At 58.8% G+C, this 21,494-nt stretch carries 18 protein-coding genes and 2 tRNA genes; 8 read left to right on the top strand and 12 right to left on the bottom strand.

Features of this window, described 5'->3' with window-relative positions:
- Positions 1 to 338: 338 nt before the first annotated feature.
- The 5 genes from AC1Q6I_RS30950 to colR form a co-directional block, all read right to left on the bottom strand.
- Positions 339 to 566 carry a hypothetical protein gene (locus AC1Q6I_RS30950; protein WP_024077208.1) on the bottom strand — a complete coding sequence of 76 codons (228 nt, stop codon included), beginning with the start codon at positions 564 to 566 and terminating at the stop codon, positions 339 to 341.
- Positions 563 to 1,282 carry a lipopolysaccharide kinase InaA family protein gene (locus AC1Q6I_RS30945; protein WP_102642555.1) on the bottom strand — a complete coding sequence of 240 codons (720 nt, stop codon included), beginning with the start codon at positions 1,280 to 1,282 and terminating at the stop codon, positions 563 to 565. The genes AC1Q6I_RS30950 and AC1Q6I_RS30945 overlap by 4 nt, the downstream gene beginning before the upstream one ends.
- 4 nt (positions 1,283 to 1,286) lie before the next feature.
- Entirely contained in the window at positions 1,287 to 1,967 is a 681-nt protein-coding gene (locus AC1Q6I_RS30940; protein WP_024077210.1) for a class I SAM-dependent methyltransferase, read from the bottom strand.
- A gap of 188 nt (positions 1,968 to 2,155) precedes the next feature.
- Positions 2,156 to 3,436: a sensor histidine kinase gene (locus tag AC1Q6I_RS30935; protein ID WP_024077211.1), complete on the bottom strand. Its 1,281-nt coding sequence runs from the start codon at positions 3,434 to 3,436 to the stop codon at positions 2,156 to 2,158.
- Positions 3,426 to 4,109: a two-component system response regulator ColR gene (gene colR, locus AC1Q6I_RS30930; RefSeq protein ID WP_016975511.1), complete on the bottom strand. Its 684-nt coding sequence runs from the start codon at positions 4,107 to 4,109 to the stop codon at positions 3,426 to 3,428. The genes AC1Q6I_RS30935 and colR overlap by 11 nt, the downstream gene beginning before the upstream one ends.
- Positions 4,110 to 4,310: 201 nt before the next feature.
- Between colR and AC1Q6I_RS30925 the strand changes: the two genes are divergently transcribed.
- Both AC1Q6I_RS30925 and AC1Q6I_RS30920 read left to right on the top strand, forming a co-directional pair.
- Positions 4,311 to 6,260 carry an LTA synthase family protein gene (locus AC1Q6I_RS30925; protein ID WP_024077212.1) on the top strand — a complete coding sequence of 650 codons (1,950 nt, stop codon included), beginning with the start codon at positions 4,311 to 4,313 and terminating at the stop codon, positions 6,258 to 6,260.
- A gap of 48 nt (positions 6,261 to 6,308) precedes the next feature.
- Positions 6,309 to 7,046, top strand: a complete 738-nt coding sequence (locus AC1Q6I_RS30920; protein WP_024077213.1) for a phosphatase PAP2 family protein — start codon at positions 6,309 to 6,311, stop codon at positions 7,044 to 7,046.
- Between the two features lie 173 nt (positions 7,047 to 7,219).
- Here AC1Q6I_RS30920 and ltrA read toward each other — a convergent pair whose 3' ends face one another.
- The 6 genes from ltrA to AC1Q6I_RS30890 form a co-directional block, all read right to left on the bottom strand.
- On the bottom strand, positions 7,220 to 8,911 hold the full coding sequence (ltrA, locus tag AC1Q6I_RS30915; RefSeq protein ID WP_102625103.1) for a group II intron reverse transcriptase/maturase: 1,692 nt from the start codon (positions 8,909 to 8,911) through the stop codon (positions 7,220 to 7,222).
- Between the two features lie 1,034 nt (positions 8,912 to 9,945).
- Positions 9,946 to 11,592, bottom strand: a complete 1,647-nt coding sequence (groL, locus tag AC1Q6I_RS30910) for a chaperonin GroEL (protein ID WP_024077214.1) — start codon at positions 11,590 to 11,592, stop codon at positions 9,946 to 9,948.
- A gap of 50 nt (positions 11,593 to 11,642) precedes the next feature.
- Complete coding sequence (locus AC1Q6I_RS30905) at positions 11,643 to 11,939, bottom strand: co-chaperone GroES (RefSeq protein WP_003175874.1); 297 nt, start codon at positions 11,937 to 11,939, stop codon at positions 11,643 to 11,645.
- A gap of 246 nt (positions 11,940 to 12,185) precedes the next feature.
- Entirely contained in the window at positions 12,186 to 12,662 is a 477-nt protein-coding gene (locus tag AC1Q6I_RS30900; RefSeq protein WP_024077215.1) for an FxsA family protein, read from the bottom strand.
- A 67-nt stretch (positions 12,663 to 12,729) separates the two neighbouring features.
- The gene (locus tag AC1Q6I_RS30895; protein ID WP_024077216.1) at positions 12,730 to 13,461 is read right to left on the bottom strand and encodes a HugZ family pyridoxamine 5'-phosphate oxidase; all 732 of its coding nucleotides are present in this window, start codon (positions 13,459 to 13,461) and stop codon (positions 12,730 to 12,732) included.
- A 114-nt stretch (positions 13,462 to 13,575) separates the two neighbouring features.
- On the bottom strand, positions 13,576 to 14,583 hold the full coding sequence (locus AC1Q6I_RS30890; protein ID WP_024077217.1) for a DUF481 domain-containing protein: 1,008 nt from the start codon (positions 14,581 to 14,583) through the stop codon (positions 13,576 to 13,578).
- A 194-nt stretch (positions 14,584 to 14,777) separates the two neighbouring features.
- Here AC1Q6I_RS30890 and AC1Q6I_RS30885 point away from each other — a divergent pair, with 194 nt between their 5' ends.
- From AC1Q6I_RS30885 to AC1Q6I_RS30870, 4 genes are all read left to right on the top strand, one after another.
- Positions 14,778 to 15,092, top strand: a complete 315-nt coding sequence (locus AC1Q6I_RS30885; protein WP_219730588.1) for an MGMT family protein — start codon at positions 14,778 to 14,780, stop codon at positions 15,090 to 15,092.
- Positions 15,093 to 15,135: 43 nt separating this feature from the next.
- Positions 15,136 to 16,668: an AmpG family muropeptide MFS transporter gene (locus tag AC1Q6I_RS30880; protein WP_024077219.1), complete on the top strand. Its 1,533-nt coding sequence runs from the start codon at positions 15,136 to 15,138 to the stop codon at positions 16,666 to 16,668.
- A gap of 205 nt (positions 16,669 to 16,873) precedes the next feature.
- Entirely contained in the window at positions 16,874 to 18,589 is a 1,716-nt protein-coding gene (locus AC1Q6I_RS30875; RefSeq protein WP_024077220.1) for a proline--tRNA ligase, read from the top strand.
- 20 nt (positions 18,590 to 18,609) lie between these two features.
- Positions 18,610 to 19,563: a hypothetical protein gene (locus AC1Q6I_RS30870; RefSeq protein ID WP_024077221.1), complete on the top strand. Its 954-nt coding sequence runs from the start codon at positions 18,610 to 18,612 to the stop codon at positions 19,561 to 19,563.
- Positions 19,564 to 19,802: 239 nt separating this feature from the next.
- Here the strand turns inward: AC1Q6I_RS30870 and dinB are convergent, their stop codons facing one another.
- Complete coding sequence (dinB, locus tag AC1Q6I_RS30865; protein WP_069076905.1) at positions 19,803 to 20,861, bottom strand: DNA polymerase IV; 1,059 nt, start codon at positions 20,859 to 20,861, stop codon at positions 19,803 to 19,805.
- Positions 20,862 to 21,137: 276 nt separating this feature from the next.
- Between dinB and AC1Q6I_RS30860 the strand changes: the two genes are divergently transcribed.
- Together AC1Q6I_RS30860 and AC1Q6I_RS30855 are read left to right on the top strand one after the other, a co-directional pair.
- A tRNA-Met gene (locus AC1Q6I_RS30860) sits at positions 21,138 to 21,214 on the top strand.
- 207 nt (positions 21,215 to 21,421) lie between these two features.
- Positions 21,422 to 21,494, top strand: a tRNA-Met gene (locus AC1Q6I_RS30855).

Below are 21,494 nucleotides of genomic sequence, written 5' to 3'. Positions count from 1 at the left end.
TGCTGATCCCGGTCTGTTCCAGGCCCAAACCGCCAGAGAGTGTCGTCGTGGCGATGGCCGTCGCGCAGCCCAGGCAACCACGCTGACCATCAGTGAGTACACGGAAGGCCTTGAAGGGCGTGAACCTGAGTCTGCTGATTGCGCAGGCAATCAAGGATATGCCGCTCGAGTCCGGGCAGATAGTGAAGAGCCGCCAACCGCGGGTACCACTCGATAGCGCCGTCGAAAGCACCGCCACAGCCAAGCTGGTTGTGCTTCGCGCAACGCGCCATGCCTGGGGCACACCCCAAAAAAAAGGGCCTCGCATCGCAAGGCCCTTTCCGGGGGTTTCAATCGTTTCAACTTTGCGGCCTCATCCCTTGAGACATTCCAAACATAAACAGCAGTAACTCGTGGTCAGGCTTGACCGCCACACTCGCCTTGGCGACGCGCGGCAACAGGCATTGCCCGCCGCTTTGCACCGCGCTGAGTACTTGTGTGCGAGGTTGTTCCCAGGCGACCAGGGCCAAGGCTGCAATGCCCAATGCCCCCACCAGGAACAGACCTCGTGCTATTTCTAGCTTCATTTGGTTAAACCCTTGATAGCGCTGCCAAACGCCGTCTCGTAAAAGTAGCTGAGTTTTTCCCAGTCGCTATCGCTCCACGACGAATGGCGGCGCAATTGCAGCATATCGTGGGACGCCGCCCGATAGGCGGTCAGGCGCTGGCGACACTTTTCAAAATCCAGCAACGCCACTTCCACGGTGGCCGAGTCGCCTTCGCCGGTGACCCGCGCAAAAATGTGCTTGATGTACAGGCAACCATGTTGCCAGCGCCCCTTGTGCATACGCGCCAGGGTTGTTGCCACTTCCTTGAGCAGGCGCTCATGGACTCCTTCGCCGTACTGTTCACGGCCACCGGCGGCGTACCATTTTTCGATTTCATCGAAGCCATCCAGCGAAGCGGTCACCAACAATGCCTTCCATTGGTGCTCCGGATCACGACGTGCCTCGCAGAACACCATTTCCGGTACGCGCACATTCAGCAAGCGCAGGCCCTTGAGGGCATCGCGCTCGCGCAACACGGTGGGACGTCCAAAAGGATGCAGCCAACTGCGGTAGATATGCCCGGTCTGACGTTTGCTGTAGAGCAAGCGCCCATTGGGGCCCACCACCCGCTGCACACCACTTTCACCACCGCGCCGACGATTGGGCTCTTCGACCCATTCGCCCTGCTGGCGCCAAAAATAATCAAATCGCTCTTCGGGAGCTACGTGACTGCCTGCTACGCACTCAACTGCCATCCTGTTACCTCTTGCGCAATACGTACACCCGCCACATGGCGTAGAGCGGGATGAAGTCCAGGGATTCCTGAACACGGAAACCGGCCTGCTCAAACTCTGCCTCAACAGTAGCAGCCGGTAACACAAATCGGTTTTGGTAACCTTCCTGCTCACCTTTCTTACGACGTTTTACTTCGGCACGCTTACGTTTCCAGGCCTTGAAGTTGCCATCCACCCACAGCGAGATGATCACGCTGTCGCGGGTTACACGCTGAAATTCGCGCAGTATCGCCAGCCTGTGCTCAGGATCACCAATGTGATGCATCAAACGCATACAGAAGATGCTATCGACCGAGTTATCGGGTAAATCGATATCGAAGGCAGATGTCTGCAAGGGTCGTACCCGTTTGACCACGTCCGCCGGTTGCGCGTGCATCGCAACCTTCAACATCGACTCCGAATTGTCGGCACCGATAATCACGCGGTTGGGTTTTTCGGCCAGCAGCGGCCAGAAGCGCCCAGCCCCGCAAGGCAAGTCCAGAACCAGCCCCGGTTCACCGGCCATGGCCAGTGCGCCGCGCGCCAATTGCTCGTCACGTTTGTGGGACAACCGGCGAGCCAAATTGTCCTGATGCTTGAGCAAATAATTCTGCGCGTGCTGATCGTCGTATTTTTCAGAAAATTCGAGCTTGATCGGGGTAGGCATCGCTGATCTCCAGTTACTGATGCCTACAACCTTAGGCAGCTAACTGTGATCAACAGGTCAACCAAGTGTGAAAAACTTGTCCTGTCCAATCTCATACATTTCAAGATTTTACAGATACAGTCAGTAGCACGGGGCCATCTTCGCCGAACAGCGGGGAATCTGCCGCAGCATAGCGGCAGGATGGGCGGTCAAGGTTTGACCTGGCTCAACTCGACATGAAAGCGGCAACCGTTGGGTTCCATGGTGCTCAGGCTGACGCTCCAGCCCTGGTTCTCACAGATGCGCTGCACCAGGGACAAGCCCAGGCCAAGGCCTTCGCCGCGCTTCTCGCTGCCACGCACAAAAGGTTCGAACATCGCCTCGCGCTTGTCTTCGGGAATGCCGACACCGGAATCCTCCACCACGAAACCACTGGGCTCCAGCGTGAGGCGGATAAAGCCCCGTTCGGTGTAATGCAGGGCGTTGCGCAACAGGTTGCCCATCACCGCGTGCAGGAAGGTGGTGTTGTAGCGGGTGTCCAGGGGATTGCCCGGTTGATAGATCAACTCCAGCCCCTTTTGCTCGATAGGTTCGCGCCAGATGCCCAGCAAATCGTCCGCCACCTGGGTGAGGGTCACCCGCGGCGACATGGTGGCATCGTTGTGCTGGGCGCGTGCCAGCATCAGGAAGGTCTGGACCAGCTCGCGCATTTCTTCACAGGCCCGTGCGATGCGCAGCACCTGGTTACGGCCGCGCTGGTCGATGGCCGGGTTTTCCAACAGCAGTTCGCAGGAACTGGCCAGTACCATCAAGGGTGTGCGCAACTCGTGGCTGACATCGCTGGTGAACAACTGCTCACGGGACAATGCCTGGCGCAGACGGCCCAACGTGGCATCAAAGGCCACTGCCAACTCGCCCACTTCATCGGCGGCATAATCCGGCGCCAAGGGCGGCGCCAGGCCGAGCAACTGGTCGCGATGGCGAACCTGGCGCGCCAGTCGCACCACCGGGGCCATGACCTTGCGGGCCAACACCCAGCCGAGGAAGACTGCCAGTGCCAGGCTGAGCACGAAGCCCACCAGCACCACGGCAAACAACACGCGCTCACGTTCCTCGAAGTCACTCTGGTCTTGCAGCAGCACATAGCGCCGGCCATCCACCACTTCGACCATGGCGTGATACGACAGCGCCTCGCGGAACACTTCATGGAACCCCGGCTCCAGGTGCCGCAGGTCCTTGGGTAGCTCAAAGTCCCCGCGCCCGCCGCTGAAATAGAACAGCTGGTCCGGCTCGGGTCGGTGGCTCCAGTCTTCGACGCTGTCCATCAGCAGCAGGCGCTGCAGATCGCCGCCCAGGCCAGCCGATATCAGCTTCTCTTCCACCAGGTGTACCGTCGCGACGATGCCCATGGCGAAGGCCCCCGCTACCAATGCGCTCATCAAGGCAAAGGCGATGATGATGCGCTGGGCAAGGCTCTGCTTAAACTCCATCACGACCCTCGGCCAGGCGGTAACCCACGCCGTGCACGGTTTGCAGCAATGGCTTGGCGAACGGTTTATCGATCACCTGGCGCAACTGGTGGACGTGACTGCGCAGGCTGTCACTGTCCGGGCAATCGTCGCCCCACAGCGCTTCTTCGAGAATTTCCCGACGCAGCACGTGAGGGCTCTTCTGCATCAATACCGCCAGCAGCTTCAGGCCCACCGGGTTGAGTTTGAGCAGGCGCCCTTCGCGGGTGACTTCCAGGGTATCGAGGTCGTAATGCAAGTCGGCCACCTGCAGGGCCCGCCGCCCACCACCCTGAGCACGGCGCAGCACGGCTTCAATGCGGGCAGCCAGCTCCGACAGGGCGAACGGCTTGAGCAGATAGTCATCGGCGCCGGACTTGAAGCCCTGCAGCCGGTCATCCAGCTGGTCACGGGCGGTGAGCATGATCACCGGCGTATCACGCCGCGCGTCTTCGCGCAGGCGTTTGCACAGGGTGTAGCCATCGATGCCAGGCAGCATGATGTCGAGCACGATCAGGTCGTAATGCTCGGTGGCGGCCAGGTGCAGGCCCGATAAACCGTCCTGCGCGCAGTCCACGGTGTAGCCCTTGAGGCCCAGGTAATCCGCCAGGTTGGCCAGAATATCGCGGTTGTCTTCAACCAATAAAATTCGCATGGGCAGTGTCTCCGTACTTTCGTGACGACCGTGTTGGCTCGCGCAGCTTAAGGCCAAGTGGGACGCAGGGATAGAGCTGAGGGGCGCGTCGATAAAGGTTTTCAACCGATTAAATAAACCAACGAGTTTTTCACTATAGCTTCACAAACTGACTACAGTGTCAGGCCGAAGATCGCCACCCATTGATATAAGGAAGATGACATGGGGTTTCTCAAAACAGCGCCTATGCGCTATCTGCTGCTGGTAACGGGTACCTGGCTGGTTATTTTCCTGCTCACACGCAGTGTGCTGCTCGTCACTCACCTGGATGAAGTCGGCGGCAATCTGCTGCCAGTGTTCGGCGTGGGTTTGCTGTACGACCTGGGTTTCCTGACCTACGCCGCCCTGCCCTTGGGCTTGTACCTGCTGCTGTGCCCACCGGCGCTGTGGCGTCGCCGCGGTCACCGTTGGTTCCTGCAAGCGGTGCTCACCATCAGCGTGTTTGCAATGCTGTTTACCTCAGTGGCCGAATGGCTGTTCTGGGATGAATTCGGCGTGCGCTTCAACTTTATCGCCGTCGACTACCTGGTGTATTCCAACGAGGTATTGAATAACCTGCTGGAGTCCTACCCGATCGGCAAGTTGCTCAGCTTGCTGGCAATGCTCGCCATCGTGCTGAGCCTGGCCTTGCGCAAACCGTTCAATGCCGCGCTGAACGCACCACTGCCGCCGATGCGTGGCCGCCTGCTGAATGCCCTGGCGTTGCTGGTCGTCGCCGGTCTGAGCCTGCAACTGATCAGCCAGGACAGCCCACGCGCCCAGGGCGGCAATGCCTACATGAACGAACTGGCGAGCAATGGCCCCTATCAGTTCTTCGCCGCGTTCCGTAACAACGAGCTGGATTACTCGCAGTTCTATAAAAGCCTGTCGACCGACGTGGTGGCCAAGCAATTGCGCGCCGAACTCAGCGAACCGAATGCCCGTTTTATCGGTCAGGACCCGCTGGATGTCCGCCGCGCCATCACCAACCCAGGCACGTTGCGCAAACCCAATATCGTGCTGGTGACCATTGAAAGCTTCAGCGCCAAGTACATGGGCAGCAATGGCGACGGGCGCAACCTTACGCCCAACCTCGATGCACTGCGCCAACAAAGCCTGTATTTCAATAACTTCTACGCCACCGGTACCCGTACCGACCGAGGCCTGGAGGCGATCACCCTGGCGATTCCACCGACGCCCGGGCGCTCTATCGTCAAGCGCATCGGCCGTGAGAGCGGTTTCGCCAGCCTGGGCCAGCAGCTCAGTGCCATCGGTTATGACAGCGTGTTTGTCTACGGCGGCCGTGGCTACTTCGACAACATGAACGCATTCTTCAGCGGTAACGGTTATCGCGTGGTCGACCAGAGCAGCGTGCCCGAATCGGAAATCTCCTTCAAAAACGCCTGGGGCATGGCGGACGAGGACCTCTACAAACAAACCTTGAAGCTGGCTGATGCCGACTACGCCAAGCAACAGCCGTTCTTGCTGCAACTGATGACCACTTCCAACCATCGCCCCTACACCTACCCGGACGGGCGCATCGATATCAAATCCGGCAATGGCCGCGACGGCGCAGTGAAGTACACCGACCACGCCATCGGCCAGTTCCTGGAAGCTGCACGCCAGAAACCCTGGTTCGATAACACGATCTTCGTGTTCGTCGCCGACCACACCGCCGGCAGCGCGGGCAAGGAAGACCTGCCCATCATCAACTACCAGATTCCGCTGTTCATCTATGCACCCAAGCTGATCGACGCCCGGGAAAACGCGCAACTGGCCAGCCAGATCGACCTCGCGCCAACCCTGCTGGGCCTGATCAACCTGAGCTACGAGTCAACCTTCTTCGGCCGTAACCTGTTGCAAGACAACCCATTGCCACCTCGGGTAGTGGTCGGCAACTACCAGCACCTGGGGTTATTCGACGGCAAGGACCTGGCGATCCTCAGCCCACGCCAGGGCCTGCGCCGCCACGACCAGGCCCTGGGTGAGAGCCAGGAACTGCGGGTCGGCAGTGATGATCCGCTGATCCAGCGCGCGATTACCTACTACCAGGCCGCGAGCTACGGTTTCAAACAACAGTTGCTGGGCTGGAGGGCACCCAAGGACGAGGCCCCGGCACTGAGCACGCGCTAACCAAAACGTCCCGTACCGCTGAGTACGGGACTTTTTCCAGGGTTCACCATGCCATCCACCTCTGCAGTGCCGGTTTCCAAACCTCTCAATTTCTGGCTGTGCCTGGGCATCCCCGCCGTGGCTGCGCTCCTGATGCTGTTGCTGGAGCTGACATCGCTGGACATGGACCTCGCCAAGCGCTTCTACAACGCGGCGGACGGCGGCTTCATCGGCCGCTACAGCTTCTTCCTCGAAGACATCCTGCATGACCGCGCTAAACAGCTGGTGATCCTGTTTTCAGTGCTGGCAATTCTGGGGCTTATCGGCACGTTCATCCTGCAACGGCTCAAGCCGTACCGCCGCGAGCTGGTGTGCCTGGTGCTGTCCCTGGGCCTGGCCACCGCCTTCGTCTCGCCGTTGAAAACCATCACTGCCGTACAGTGCCCCTGGAGCCTCAAGGAATTCGGCGGCCAGGAAACCTATAGCGAACTGCTCAGCCCACGCCCACCCACCGACAAACCCGGGCGCTGCTGGCCGGGCGGTCATGCGGCTACCGGGTTTGCCCTGTTCGCCTGGTTCTTTGCACTACGGGATCGGCGGCCGCGGATGGCGCGCAAGGCGTTCATCTTTGCTGTTGCGCTGGGTAGCGTTTTTTCAGTGAGCCGCATGCTGCAAGGCGCGCACTTTTTTTCCCATAACGTATGGACGGCGATTTTCTGCTGGCTGATCTGCCTGGGGCTGTACTGCCTGTTGCTCTATCGGCCATCACGCGTTGAGGCGGCAAATACTCAGGCAGTGAATCCGTAGACCGGCTCATTCAGTCAACCGCCGGCGTTTCCTGAGGGCCATAAAAAACCCCGCCTGCATCACTGCAGGCGGGGTTTTTATTAGCCGGGTAAGGCTGGCTGTCGGGTAAGAAACGGCCATTACTGACCGTCCCTCCCCTAAGAACTGTACGTGCGAGTTTCCCCGCATACAGCTCAAGCCTTTGTAAGCCCTTTCTCAGTTGAAAGAGCCGGTGCCGCACTGTGTAACTGTCGATGACAGTTGGGATGCAACAACACCAGATTGCCCAGCTCGTCGCATCCGCCCTTGTGCCGCTCGATAACATGGTGAATGTTCCACCCGCTTTCGAACGTAATCAACTGCTTGCACATCGGGCAGCGCTTGCTCTGGCCAAGCCACAGCGTCAGCGTCTTCCGCTTCCCCTCGTCCGAGCTTCGCCACGCATATTCCAGCCGTTGCTCGAAGTACATCTCGTCCTCTGGGGCGTATGGGTTAGCCTCCGCCTTGATCTTGGTGTGCCGCTTGATCGGCGTATCGCTGGCGTACAACAAGCGGAGCAGTTTGCCGCTGGGGTGTAGCCCGGAGAATACCCAACTACGTGTTCCCACGCGCTTGAAGTATTTTTCCTTGATCCAACGTTTGCAGCGATTCAGATGTCGCCGCCTGCACCATCGCCATAGCAATTTCCAGATCCTGTAATCCACGTAGTTGAAGGTCTGCTTGGCGACAATCGGCCGATGATAATTGGCCCAACCCCGAATAACTGGATTGAGCTGCTTGATCAACAGGCTGGCCGGTGCCGCTTTGTTCGCTTCAACCAACGCCTTAACCTTGGCCAGAAATGCTTTCACGTTCTTGTGGGCTGGCTTTATCAGCAGCTTGTCACCGTACTTGCGAATATTCTGACCGAGGAAATCGAACCCATCCGATACATGCGTGAACAACGTTTTCTCCACCGCAAGGCTCAACCCCCGCTCGGCCATGAAGGCTTCGACGAGTGGCTTCACCTCGTTTTCCAGCAGCTCTTTCGAGATGCCGGTGATGACGAAATCATCTGCGTATCGCACATAGTTGACCTTGGTCTTGTAGCTGGCTTTGGTATTACGCTGCCCGAACCGAGATTCGAGCTCCTTTTCCAGTCCATCAAGGGCCAGGTTGGCCAATACGGGCGAGATGATCCCTCCTTGCGGAGTTCCCGCCCCTGTCGGATTCAATCGACCGGATTCCAAATATCCCGCTTTCAGCCATTTCCTTAGAACCACTTTGTCCATCGGGACGTTAGTGATCAGCCAGTCGTGACTGATGTTGTCGAAACATCCCTTTATATCGCCCTCCATGACCCACTGCGCAGAATGCTTGCGACCGAGATTGACGAACAATTGCTCGATTGCATCTGCCGTGGAACGGTGAGGGCGAAAGCCATAGGAATTTCGGTCGGCTGTGGTCTCAGACACCGGTTCAAGTGCCAGCAGGTATAACGCCTGCATCGCTCGATCCAGCATCGTCGGAATCCCCAGCGGTCTACGCTGGCCATTTGCTTTGGGAATGTAAATCCGCCGCAGTGGCCGGGGCTTGTAGCCCCTGCGCTCTAACCGAAAAACTGCCTTCCATTTGCTTTCAGGCGTGCTCCAGGTTTCCCCATCGACGCCGGGAGTCCTGCGACCCCGGTTTTCAGTGACCCGTTTAACCGCCAATACCTTGGCGGCAAACGAGCGAACCAGCATACGCTGCAAGGTTTTCACCTGCCGCCATTGCTGATTCTTGGCTGCCTTCGCGATCCGTACCTGTAGCCCTCGCACCTGTCGATGACCTGTTTCCCAGTCTATCGAATGCCAACTGATGGCCAGATGGGAGGACGCAGGTACTTCTATTTCAGACGCACTCATCTTGCTTTTCCTCCAGAGAAGATTTCCCCAGAGGGCAGTAGACGCACGTCGCCTTTGTGGGGGAGTGAGTACACTGCCCCGCAAGGGATTTCTATGAGTTAGACGCAGCCGGTCAAACCGACAAACGTCTGTTCTTGATGGCTTTACAGGCCTTCTCGCGATCAAAGACCAGTCGGAAGTCAGCACCGTTTCCAGTCAGGGCAGAGCCCTTATCCAACCCCATTACAGGGAGGCATTCGCTTTATCCGACATCCTCTACCCGCATTTTCAACAGTCTTCCTCACGGTCGACCTGCCTTGCCATACAGGCCAATGGCGAAAATACGGGCTTACCGAGTTCCATAACCGTCACAAGGATGGGTTAGGCCCTGCCTATTCACCGATGACTCAATGTCAGCGTGCCCCCAGATGTAAAAGGGACAACCAGTCATGCACCATTTTGGTCAAAGCCTATCAGCAACTTTGGCTCCATGCGGTTGACGGTGTTTATCAGCAGTTCACTTACGTTGGCCATACCAACCAGCCTAGCGTCTCACCCGCGTGTTGCTCGCAGGGTCTGCATGGTGCCTCGCGGCGACCACACACCACAGAATCATGGGACTACATTGTCAGGAAGCTTCGCACCCCGCCGTTACCAGCGACGCACTATCCCTAGGCTACTTTTGGCTGAACAAAAGGTCTCGCGCCCCTCTACCTTGCGGTTTCCGGGTGAGACAATGACAGCTATGGCTTGCGCCCTATAGATAGGAGCAGGCCAGCTCTTTGGACACGATTTCCCATACCTCCCTCGCAGTGATTCAAAATCTGCAAGCTCAGTACGCATATCGTTCTGATGATTTCCAGAGAGAAAATCACGATATATAGGCGACATTACGCCGAATTCTAAGCACCTTGTGAGTGCCGGAAATCCGGGTTTTGACGCCCGGACTTCGGGTTTTTTAAGCTGTTTCTGCGGGAAAGTGATCACCGGTTCAACCGGTGATCACCTAAGATGTAGCCCGCTAGGTGCTTCTACCTATAACGACTCTCGTCGCACTACATCATGCCGCCCATGCCACCCATGCCGCCCATGTCTGGCATACCGCCGCCAGCCTGGCCTTCTTTCTTCGGTAGATCAGCGATCGCTGCTTCGGTGGTCAGGATCAGACCGCCGATGGAGGATGCCGCTTGCAGCGCGGAACGAGTCACCTTGGTAGGGTCCAGGATGCCCATTTCGATCATGTCGCCATACACGCCAGTCGCAGCGTTGTAACCGTAGTTACCTTTGCCGTTCTTGACTTCGTTGACCACTACGCTTGGCTCGTCGCCGGAGTTCGCAGCGATCTGACGCAGCGGTGCTTCAACAGCACGACGCAGCACAGCGATACCGACGTTCTGGTCAGCGTTGTCGCCGGTCAGGTCAGTCAGGGCTTCCAGAGCACGGATCAGCGCAACGCCACCGCCAGGTACCACGCCTTCTTCAACGGCTGCGCGGGTTGCGTGCAGGGCGTCTTCAACGCGGGCTTTCTTCTCTTTCATTTCAACTTCGGAACCCGCGCCAACCTTGATCACTGCAACGCCGCCGGACAGCTTGGCCAGACGCTCTTGCAGTTTTTCACGGTCGTAGTCGGAGGAAGTTTCGGCCACCTGGGCGCGGATCTGAGTGATACGCGACTGGATGTCCTGGTCTACGCCAGCACCGTCAACGATGATGGTGTTTTCCTTGGAGATGGTCACGCGCTTGGCGCTACCCAGGTTTTCCAGGGTGGCGCTTTCCAGGCTCAGGCCGATCTCTTCGGAGATAACGGTACCGCCGGTCAGGACGGCGATGTCCTGCAGCATGGCCTTGCGACGGTCGCCGAAGCCTGGAGCCTTGACGGCTGCAACTTTGACGATGCCACGCATGTTGTTTACAACCAGCGTCGCCAGGGCTTCGCCTTCAACGTCTTCGGAAACGATCAGCAGTGGGCGGCCAGCTTTGGCAACGGCTTCCAGCACTGGCAGCATTTCGCGGATGTTGGAGATTTTCTTGTCGACCAGCAGGATCAGCGGGCTGTCCAGCTCGGCAACCATGGTTTCTGGCTTGTTGACGAAGTACGGGGACAGGTAGCCACGGTCGAACTGCATGCCTTCAACAACCGACAGTTCGTTTTCCAGGCCAGTGCCTTCTTCAACGGTGATCACGCCTTCTTTACCGACTTTTTCCATGGCTTCGGCAATGATGTCGCCGATGGAGCTGTCGGAGTTGGCGGAGATGGTGCCTACCTGAGCGATAGCCTTGGTGTCAGCGCAAGGCTTGGACAGTTTTTTCAGCTCGGCGACGATAGCGATGGTCGCCTTGTCGATGCCGCGCTTGAGGTCCATCGGGTTCATGCCGGCAGCGACGGCCTTGTAGCCTTCGTTGACGATTGCCTGAGCCAGAACGGTGGCGGTGGTGGTGCCGTCGCCTGCGTCATCGTTGGCACGGGAGGCAACGTCTTTGACCAGCTGCGCGCCCATGTTTTCGAAACGGTCTTCCAGTTCGATTTCTTTAGCGACGGAAACGCCGTCCTTGGTGATGGTCGGAGCGCCGAAGCTCTTCTCGATGATCACGTTACGGCCTTTCGGGCCCAGGGTCGCTTTTACTGCGTCAGACAGGACGTTGACACCAACGAGCATTTTCTTGCGGGCGGAATCGCCGAATTTAACTTCTTTAGCAGCCATGATCGATATTCCTTAAATACTTTGTAGTAACGGGAAAATGAGCGGGGAAATCAGTCTTCCAGAACGGCGAGAATCTCGTTCTCAGCCATAACCAGAAGGTCTTCGCCGTCGACTTTCACAGTGTTGCTGCCGGAGTAAGGGCCGAATACGACTTTGTCACCGACTTTAACGGCCAGCGCACGTACGTCACCGTTTTCCAGAGTCTTGCCTGGGCCTGCAGCGACGATCACACCGTGGTTGGCTTTTTCAGCAGCCGAACCTGGCAGAACGATACCGCCAGCGGTTTTCTTTTCTTCTTCGCTGCGACGGATAACGACGCGGTCGTGCAGAGGACGAAGCTTGCTCATTGTCGATCTCTCCTAATTGTGTTTTTCATCGGCCGGTGTCAGTACCGGCAGGTTAAATCCGGCGGTGCCGGTCGCGGTTCGCTGGGCGAAACGCGGAAGTCTGTCTGGTGTCGCCACCAGAAACCTTGCGGTGACCGTTACATAAGGGCGCATCAGCTGATTACAAGGGGCGTGGAATGAATTTTTTTGCGTTTGCCAGTCCAGAAAAGCAACACGGCACCCGAAGGTGCCGTGTCGGTGAAGCGGTTATTTGCTGTCGCGATGCTCGAACTCGCCTTCGATCACATCACCTTCGCGCCCCAACGGCTGGCGTGGAGCCGGGCCGCCACGGGGTTGCAGGTCGTCGGCAAACGCGCGCTGGCGAATAGCAGCCTCTTCGGCGCGCTGGCGCATCTTGCCGGCCAGCAGCTTGCGGGTGAAGGGCAGCAACATGACCAGGCCGACCACATCGCTGATAAAGCCCGGCAGGATCAATAGGCCACCGGCCAAGGCCATCATCAGCCCTTCGAGCATGGTCTGGGCCGGCAATTCACCACGATTCAGGCTTTCACGGGCACGCAGCGCCGTGGCCAGGCCGGCGACGCGCAGTACCAGTACGCCGAGCATCGAGCCGAGAATGATCAGCAGCAGAGCCGGGAAAAACCCGATCGCACCGCTGACTTGAACGAATACGAACAGCTCCAACACCGGGAACAGCAGAAAGAGCAATAAAAAAGGGCGCATCAAATTGTTTCCTCAACGCAAGAATGCCTTGCCAGTCCACCTTAGATGACGTCGCCATTTCGTGAATTCAAGCTTCAGCGCTGGCTTTTTTCGGCCAGACCTCGGCGTGAGCCAATAAAACCAAGGCCTCGCGCACTTGTGTCGGCGTGTTGCAAGGCTCGGCAAAGGGCAACCAGTGCAGGGCATGGCCGATACGCAGGTGCATGCCCTCGCTGTCGATGCCGGCCAGTTGCGCAGGCTCGTGGTTCGGCAGGCCGGCCAGTTCGACGTAATGCGCGATAGCCTTGGCGTGATCGCTGTTCATGTGCTCGATCATGCTGCGCTCGGCCGCACCAAAGAACGGATTGGCCAAGGTCAGTTGGTCGACCCAGTGAATCGCGCCAAACCCGCCGATATAACGATGGCGTACCGGCTTGAGGACCCAGAAGTCGAAATCGTGGGCCTTATGGTAGTTGGCCGACTCGGGGAAGTAGCGGTAATAGCGTTCGGCCGCCGCTTCAATCGCAGCGCCCTCCTCCAGCTTCTCGGCTTCGGCCAGGCAGGTCAGGCGCCCCACCGCCTGCACATCATCCGCTTCGCGCTCGCCGACCAGCAGTGAACACTTGGGATCTTTCTGCAGGTTGTGGGTGTGCTGGGCAATCCGGCTGATCAGGATCAGCGGCCGGCCTTCTGAGTCCAGGCAATAGGGCACCACCGAACCAAAGGGAAAGCCGGGCATGGCCTTGGACAATGTGGAGAGAGCCCCACGGTATTCCTTGAGCAACAGCTCTCGGGCGTTCTTGGCAACGTGCGCGCTCAACGTATGACTCCTCGGGTATTCGGCCGCCCTGGCCTATGGGAATGGATCTCAACCCAAGGTAATCAATATCCGCACAGGTTGCCAGCGGCCCCCCGGCGGGCGGGTTCAAGCTGATTACCAGGCGACGCCAAAGCCTGCGGTGTAGCGGGTCTTGCTCAAGCTGCTTTCCGACTCGCCGCTGATAATGTCGCGTTCAGCCTTGAGGTTGAGCGAGGCCCACTCGGTGACTTTGTAGCGCAGGCCCATTTCCGCATCGAGGGAATATTCGGACGGGCCGCCGATGGGCTTGCCGACTTCGCCGTTGGTGAAGAACTCGACCGTCTTGCCGACCAGATAGCGGTTGTAGTTCCACTTCATGGCCAGGGAATAGAAGTTGTCCTTGCCGCCATCGGAGTATTCGTAATCGGTGCGGTTGACCAGCGACCCCAGCGAGAACGCCCCCAGCTCATCATCCCAGAACTGGTAGCCCGGGCCGGTGCCCACGGTGCGTTGACGGGACAGGTCTTCAACCTTGTCGCGCTTGTAGGTCAGGCGCCCCTGCCAGAACCAGTGCTCGGTCAGGAAGCGGTCGAGGTCGTACTCCAGGGCCCAGTTGTCGGTGGTGGTGACGTCGTCCTGGAACTCGCGGTTGTATTCGCCCTGCCCCGTGTGGCGCCATTGACCATGGCGCGCGATGGTCTTGAAGTCGATGTCGTAGTCATTGGTGTCTTTCTCGGCACGCCTGTAGTCCAGTGCCATGTCGACATTGCCTTTCCATACCAGGTCTTCGATCACCGGCTTGGGCTTGATGATCTGCTGGATGCTCGCCAGTTCGACGGTCTTGGGCGCCTCGCCATTGGCCAGCACCACCTTGCCGTCATCGGCGGCCTTTAACGATTTGGCTTTCTCGCCGGTATAGGCATCCTGCTTGACCAGCAACTCCTGGTCACTCTCCAGGGTTTTCACCTGCTTCCAGTCCACCGGGATCGCACCCGCGTAGTCAGTCTGGATCAGCAGCTTGCCACCGTCGAAGACTTTGATCTTGCCAGTCAGGCGGTCACCGTTCTTCAACCAGACGGTATCAGCCAGCAAGGGCGCGGAAGCGCTGAGAACAGCAAGGCACAGCAGGGTTCTGGGCAACATAAGCGATTAAGGAGCTCAAGATTGGCGAAAAAGGACGATTATCGTATTAGATAGCTACGACTGACTCGGGGATCTATATTGAGTTCAATACTCATCCGCATACTTATCAGACGCTTCTTACAAAACGACCCAGGATCCGAACGGATATACCCCCAGTGAACCCACCCAATGAAACCCCGCAAAGCCCCGCCGAGATGCGCCGCACCGCGCTTTACCTGACACTGGCGCAAGTACCCGAAGGTTGTGTGGTGAGCTACGGTGAACTGGCCCACCTCGCCGGGTTGGGGCGTGCGGCACGCTGGGTCGGACGCACGCTCAGCCAGTTGCCGCAGGACACTCGCCTGCCCTGGCACCGGGTGCTGGGTGCCGGCGGTCGGATAAGCCTGCCAGTGGGCAGTGCCTCAGGCGACGAGCAACGTGCGCGTTTGCGCAACGAAGGTGTCACTATCCTGAACAATCGCGTGGATATTCAGCGTCATGGCTGGCGCCCGGTAGAGCACAGCGGTTAGAGTGCGCGCTTTGTTTCCGTGAATCTGAGGCAGACTCCAGCCCATGCCCCGTAAAACCTGGCGCGCCGCGCTCGCCGCCTATGCCAGCCCCTCGACGTTAGTGCTGTTGTTGCTCGGCTTTGCCGCCGGCTTGCCTTACATGTTGGTGTTCTCGACGCTTTCAGTATGGTTGCGCGAGGCCGGTGTGGCCCGCGAGACCATCGGCTATGCGAGCCTGATCGGTTTGGCGTATGCCTTCAAATGGGTGTGGTCGCCGCTGCTCGACCAATGGCGCCTACCGCTGCTCGGCAAACTCGGACGTCGTCGTTCCTGGCTGGTACTGGCCCAGTCGCTGGTGATCCTCGGATTGATCGGCATGGGGTTCTGCGACCCGCAGAAACACCTGTCCTGGCTGATTGCCATTGCGGTCGTGGTCGCCTTTGCATCGGCCACCCAGGATATCGCGGTCGACGCCTATCGCCTGGAAATCGCCGATGACAGCCGCCAGGCAGCCCTGGCGGCCAGCTATATGTCCGGTTATCGCATTGCCGCCCTGCTGGCCACGGCGGGTGCGCTGTTCTTCGCCGAAGGCTTCGGCTCCACCGGTTTCAACTATAAGCACTCGGCGTGGACCGGCACCTATGTCCTGTTCGGCGTGCTGATGATCCCGGCGCTGCTGACCACCCTGTTCATGCGCGAACCCAATGTGCCATTGCGCACCCAGTTGCAGGCGGGGCGCTACAGTTTCGTGCATCAATTGGTGTCGGTGTTCGTGCTGATCGTGCTGCTGGTGTCGGTACCGGCCATGTTCACCCAGTTGTACAACACCGATTTCGCCAGCGTGCTGTTTCACGGCGTGAGCCTGTGGGAATTGCTGATGGAAGACCGCGCCTTCCTGCGCGCCATCCTGTACATCACCCTCACCGCGTTGTGCCTGTCGGCCATGGGCCGTCGCGGCCTGGCGCCGGTGCTGACACCGGTCAACGACTTTATCCTGCGCTACCGCTGGCAGGCGTTGCTGCTGCTCGGGCTGATCGCCACCTACCGCATGTCCGACACGGTGATGGGCGTAATGGCCAACGTGTTCTACATCGACCAGGGCTTTACCAAGGACCAGATCGCCGGGGTCAGCAAGATCTTCGGCCTGATCATGACCCTGCTCGGCGCCGGCATGGGCGGCCTGCTGATCGTGCGCTTCGGTATCCTGCCGATCCTGTTTATCGGCGGCGTCGCCTCGGCCGGTACCAACCTGCTGTTCGTGATGCTCGCCGACATGGGCCCGGACCTGCAGATGCTGATCTTCACCATCTCACTGGATAACTTCAGCTCGGGCCTGGCCACCTCGGCGTTTGTCGCCTACCTGTCGAGCCTGACCAACCTCAAGTTCTCCGCCACCCAATATGCGTTGCTCAGCTCGATCATGCTGTTGCTGCCACGCCTGATCGGCGGCTATTCGGGGGTGATGGTAGAGAAGTTCGGCTATCACAACTTCTTCCTGATCACCTGCGTGCTGGGTGTACCGACGCTGCTGCTGATTGCGCTGCACTGGTACCAGGAGAATCGGCGCATTCGGTTGAGTCCGCCCGCCGAAGACTGACAGAGCCACCCCCTGTAGGAGCGAGCTGGCTCGCGAAGAAGTCACAGACACCGCGTTTATCCCGGTTTCCCGCGTCATCGTTGACGATCTTCGCGAGCCAGCTCGCTCCTACAGGCAGCCCAACATTCTGATGCCTGTACGGCGGCAGTTTGCGCCCGTACAATCCCAAGTCATTTCAAGTTCAAGCAACCGACAACGGCCTACCATGCGTACCAGTCAATATTTGCTCGCCACACAGAAAGAAACGCCTTCCGATGCGGTCGTGATCAGCCATCAGCTGATGCTGCGCGCCGGTATGATCCGCAAGCTGGCCTCCGGCCTGTACACCTGGCTGCCCATGGGCTTGAAGGTGATGCGCAAGGTCGAAGCGATCGTTCGCGAAGAAATGAACGCCGCCGGCTCTCTGGAAGTGTTGATGCCGAGCACCCAACCGGCCGAGTTGTGGCAGGAATCCGGGCGCTGGGAAGAGTACGGCCCTGAGTTGCTGCGCTTCAAGGATCGGCATGGCCGCGACTTTTGTGCGGGCCCGACCCACGAAGAAGTGATCACCGACCTGATGCGCAACGAGTTGAGCAGCTACAAGCAGCTGCCCCTCAACCTGTACCAGATCCAGACTAAATTCCGTGATGAAATCCGCCCACGCTTCGGCTTGATGCGTGGCCGCGAGTTCATCATGAAGGACGCGTATTCGTTCCACGCCGACCAGGCTTCGTTGCAGGTCACCTACGACCGCATGCATACCGCCTACTGCAACGTGTTTACGCGCCTGGGCCTGAAATTCCGCCCGGTTGAAGCGGACAACGGCTCCATCGGCGGCGCCGGCTCCCACGAGTTCCACGTACTGGCCGAGTCCGGCGAAGACGATATCGTGTTCAGCAACGGTTCCGACTACGCGGCGAACATCGAGAAAGCCGAAGCCGTGCCACGGGAAACGTCCCGTCCAGCCCCGGCAGAAGAGCTGCGCCTGGTCGACACCCCGGAGACCAAGACCATTGCGGCCCTGGTGGAAAAATTCAATCTGCCGATTGAAAAGACCATCAAGACCCTGATCGTGCATGCCGAAGAAAAAGGCAAGCTGATCGCCCTGGTCATCCGCGGCGACCACGAACTCAACGAAATCAAAGCCGCCCAGCAACCTGGCGTGGCCAGCCCGCTGGTCATGGCCTCCGATGCCGAACTGCGTGACGCCATTGGCGCCGGCGCCGGCTCCCTGGGCCCGCTGAACCTGCCACTGCCGATCATCATCGACCGCTCGGTCGAGCTGATGAGCGACTTCGGTATCGGCGCGAACATCGACGACAAGCACTACTTCGGCGTGAACTGGGAGCGCGACCTGCCAGTACCGACCGTGGCCGACCTGCGTAACGTGGTGGCCGGCGACCCAAGCCCGGATGGCAAGGGCACCCTGGAAATCAAACGCGGCATCGAAGTCGGGCATATCTTCCAGCTGGGTAACAAGTACAGCAAGGCGATGAAGTGCGAAGTGCTGGGCGAGAACGGCAAGCCGATCACCCTGGAGATGGGTTGCTACGGCATTGGCGTTTCGCGCGTGGTTGCCGCTGCGATCGAGCAGAACAACGACGAGAAAGGCATTATCTGGAGTGACGCCCTGGCGCCGTTCCAGGTGGCCCTGGTGCCGCTGCGCTATGAAACCGAGCAAGTCCGCGAAGCCACCGACAAACTGTATGCCGAACTGACGGCAGCCGGTTTTGAAGTGCTGCTGGACGACCGCGACAAGAAAACCAGCCCGGGCATCAAGTTCGCCGATATGGAACTGATTGGCATCCCGCACCGGATCGTGGTCAGTGACCGCGGCCTGGCCGATGGCAATCTCGAATACAAGAGCCGGACCGAAGCCGAAGCCCAACCGTTGCCGGTGGCTGACGTGCTGTCTTTCCTCCAGGCGCGTATTCGTCGCTGAAAACCAGATCAAGAGAAGTCATGTTCAAGCGAAACACCAGAGCCCTGGGGGGCGCCGCCTTGTGCGGCGCCCTGCTTGTCAGCGGCTGCGCCAACCAGATGTCGCAACGCAGTGAGCACGAGGAGCGGGTCGAGCGGAAATTGCTCGACCACAGCCTGCAGATCGATGTCGGCGAACCCAAAGTGCTGGAGCTGCCGCAACGCCGGGTTCGCATTCATGAGCAGAAGACCTTCGAGGTCACCGAGTTCGAAGTCACCCGTCGTTACGACCGCTACACCCCTTACCAACCCTGGCGCAAACTCTATGAGATGCCCTTGGGAGCAGTTGCCCTTGTGGCGGGCGCGGGCGCGAACGTGGCGAATATCTTTGCCCTGGGGCACTTGCCCACCAGCATGACCCATGACTGGCTGACCTACGGCGTGGACGGGCTCAACCCGTTCATGAACGTGCAATCCCATGGCCGTGCGCAACAGAACCTGGCGGGTATTGATGAAGTCCAGCGCGACAAGCGTGTGGAATATTCGAGCCTGCCCTGGAGCGAGCGTCCGGTACAGGTCACCGCCGGCCGGCAAGTGCATGAGCTGACCACCGACCGTAATGGCGTGCTGCGCCTGAACCTGTTGGACAGCCCGTTCGCCGAGCAGGACTTGAACCGCATCACGACCTTGAAGATCAGCGTGGAAGATGGCCAGGACGACGTGCATTCGGACTCGACCCTGGCGATCAGCAACACCCTGCGCGGCAAGCTGCTGGAAGCGCATGCCCTGATCTACGACGACCTGGAAGATGACGAAGTCAGCCAATGGGTGCATCGGGTCAAGCGCCTGTCGGAACTGGGCCTGGAAGAAGAAGCCAGCGAGCTGGAACAAAGCCTGATTGAACTGACCCGCAATGATCCGGAGTTGCAGCAGGAATTCCTGCAAGCGCTGACCAAGGATGCGGGGCGCTTGGTGGCGGATCCCGGCGCACGCTGATACTTCGGAAACGCTTAGATCTAAATGTGTGAGGGCAAGCCCGAATGCCATTCAGTTAAGGCTTTTTTGTAGGAGCGAGGGGGACGCCTAGTTCTTGCTCGCGAAGAACCTCAACGATAACGCGTGTTTCCTGAATCAACGCGGTGCCTGTGAGTTATTCGCGAGCAAGAACTAGGCGTCCCCCTCGCTCCTACAGAAGGCGATGTACGCTTGACCCTCCCACATTTTGTTCCCGGTTTCTACCAAGAGAACTCTAACTGTTCGTTGCCACCACTCAGGTCGAGCAACCGCACCCCAACCCCCAGCAACCGCACCGGTTTGCCACCGCGATTGAATGCCTGGGTCATCAGCTGTTGATAACTCTCCAGGTCCCGCCCTGCCCCAGCCTGCTCCAGCGTGGTCTGGGTAAAGTCATGAAACTTCACCTTCACGAACGGCTTGCCCGCGCGGTAACTGCTGTCGATGCGCGCCATGCGCCCGGCCAGGGTTTCCATCAGTTCGGGGAGTTTCGCCAGGCAACTTGAGAGGTCTGGCAGGTCAACATCATAGGTATTTTCCACACTGATCGATTGCCGGCGGCTGTCATTCTGCACCGCACGCTCATCAATCCCACGGGCCAGGCTCCACAGCCGCTCACCAAAACTGCCAAATTCGCGCACCAGTGCCAGCTTGTTCCACTCGCGCAACTGCAAGCAGTCTTCAATGCCCAGGCGCGCAAGCTTGTCCGCCGTCACCTTGCCAACGCCATGCAGCTTGCTCACGCGCAACTGGGAGACAAAGTCTTCGACCTGGTCGGGGGTGATCACGAACAGGCCGTTGGGTTTCTTCCAGTCGCTGGCGATCTTGGCCAGGAATTTATTCGGCGCCACCCCGGCGGACACGGTGATGTGCAGTTGGTTGGAAACCCTGCGGCGAATGTCCTGGGCGATACGCGTGGCACTGCCGCCAAAGTGCGGGCTGTCAGAGACATCCAGGTAGGCTTCATCCAGCGACAGCGGTTCGATCAGGTCGGTGTAGTCGCGAAAGATCGTCTGGATTTCCTTCGACGCTTCTTTATAGGCATCCATGCGCGGCTTGACGATGGTCAGGTCCGGGCAGAGCTTCAGGGCATGGTGAGAGGACATCGCCGAGCGCACGCCATAGGCCCGCGCTTCGTAGTTGCAGGTGGCAATCACACCACGCCGATCGGCCGCGCCCCCTACCGCCAGCGGCTTTTGCGCCAGGCTCGGGTCATCGCGCATCTCGATGGCGGCGTAGAAGCAATCACAGTCGACGTGGATGATTTTGCGCTGCGTCATATAAAGGGTGTAGTTCAACGGGTGGCCAGTATCGCACTCACCCCTGTATATAGCACCAGTAGTTTGATTCTTCCGTCTGAGCGGTAGGAAAAATCCAAGGTGAATTTATTTTTTCAATCGAGATTGTCCACCCAATAGAGCTGAAACCCTCAGCCAGACTGGGCCCGAGCGTACCGAGCTACGCGCTTGGAGAGCTAAGCAATTGAACCACAAGCGCTTTTCTTCAATTCACAGGTTGACACACCCGCGTTCCTCTGTAGAATGCCGACACACAGACGCGGGATGGAGCAGTCTGGTAGCTCGTCGGGCTCATAACCCGAAGGTCGTCGGTTCAAATCCGGCTCCCGCAACCAAACATCAAAAAAGGCTACTCGAAAGAGTTGCCTTTTTTGTGCGTGTCTGTTTTGTGCTTGTACGAAAATTGTAAGACAAAAAAATCTTTGCCCATCGTGCACTTACCTTCCGCAGTCGACCTCCCCCTCTCATTTCACACTTATTTGACCCATCGGCCCATTAACGGTTGACACCTCGCCGCTGGACTGTAGAATGCCGCCCACAGACGCGGGATGGAGCAGTCTGGTAGCTCGTCGGGCTCATAACCCGAAGGTCGTCGGTTCAAATCCGGCTCCCGCA

It is taken from the genome of Pseudomonas sp. MPR-R2A5, from assembly GCF_058793055.1.
This window is presented reverse-complemented; position numbering and strand designations above follow the sequence as displayed.

What these genes read in the sequence shown, in the direction of transcription:
- groL (WP_024077214.1), bottom strand. Translation starts at nt 11,592, where the DNA reads ATGGCTGCTAAAGAAGTTAAATTCGGCGATTCCGCCCGCAAGAAAATG.
- dinB (WP_069076905.1), bottom strand. Translation starts at nt 20,861, where the DNA reads ATGACGCAGCGCAAAATCATCCACGTCGACTGTGATTGCTTCTACGCC.
- AC1Q6I_RS30890 (WP_024077217.1), bottom strand. Translation starts at nt 14,583, where the DNA reads ATGTTGCCCAGAACCCTGCTGTGCCTTGCTGTTCTCAGCGCTTCCGCG.
- AC1Q6I_RS30925 (WP_024077212.1), top strand. Translation starts at nt 4,311, where the DNA reads ATGGGGTTTCTCAAAACAGCGCCTATGCGCTATCTGCTGCTGGTAACG.
- AC1Q6I_RS30875 (WP_024077220.1), top strand. Translation starts at nt 16,874, where the DNA reads ATGCGTACCAGTCAATATTTGCTCGCCACACAGAAAGAAACGCCTTCC.
- AC1Q6I_RS30940 (WP_024077210.1), bottom strand. Translation starts at nt 1,967, where the DNA reads ATGCCTACCCCGATCAAGCTCGAATTTTCTGAAAAATACGACGATCAG.
- AC1Q6I_RS30900 (WP_024077215.1), bottom strand. Translation starts at nt 12,662, where the DNA reads ATGCGCCCTTTTTTATTGCTCTTTCTGCTGTTCCCGGTGTTGGAGCTG.
- AC1Q6I_RS30905 (WP_003175874.1), bottom strand. Translation starts at nt 11,939, where the DNA reads ATGAGCAAGCTTCGTCCTCTGCACGACCGCGTCGTTATCCGTCGCAGC.
- ltrA (WP_102625103.1), bottom strand. Translation starts at nt 8,911, where the DNA reads ATGAGTGCGTCTGAAATAGAAGTACCTGCGTCCTCCCATCTGGCCATC.
- AC1Q6I_RS30935 (WP_024077211.1), bottom strand. Translation starts at nt 3,436, where the DNA reads ATGGAGTTTAAGCAGAGCCTTGCCCAGCGCATCATCATCGCCTTTGCC.
- colR (WP_016975511.1), bottom strand. Translation starts at nt 4,109, where the DNA reads ATGCGAATTTTATTGGTTGAAGACAACCGCGATATTCTGGCCAACCTG.
- AC1Q6I_RS30885 (WP_219730588.1), top strand. Translation starts at nt 14,778, where the DNA reads ATGCGCCGCACCGCGCTTTACCTGACACTGGCGCAAGTACCCGAAGGT.
- AC1Q6I_RS30950 (WP_024077208.1), bottom strand. Translation starts at nt 566, where the DNA reads ATGAAGCTAGAAATAGCACGAGGTCTGTTCCTGGTGGGGGCATTGGGC.
- AC1Q6I_RS30880 (WP_024077219.1), top strand. Translation starts at nt 15,136, where the DNA reads ATGCCCCGTAAAACCTGGCGCGCCGCGCTCGCCGCCTATGCCAGCCCC.
- AC1Q6I_RS30920 (WP_024077213.1), top strand. Translation starts at nt 6,309, where the DNA reads ATGCCATCCACCTCTGCAGTGCCGGTTTCCAAACCTCTCAATTTCTGG.
- AC1Q6I_RS30870 (WP_024077221.1), top strand. Translation starts at nt 18,610, where the DNA reads ATGTTCAAGCGAAACACCAGAGCCCTGGGGGGCGCCGCCTTGTGCGGC.
- AC1Q6I_RS30945 (WP_102642555.1), bottom strand. Translation starts at nt 1,282, where the DNA reads ATGGCAGTTGAGTGCGTAGCAGGCAGTCACGTAGCTCCCGAAGAGCGA.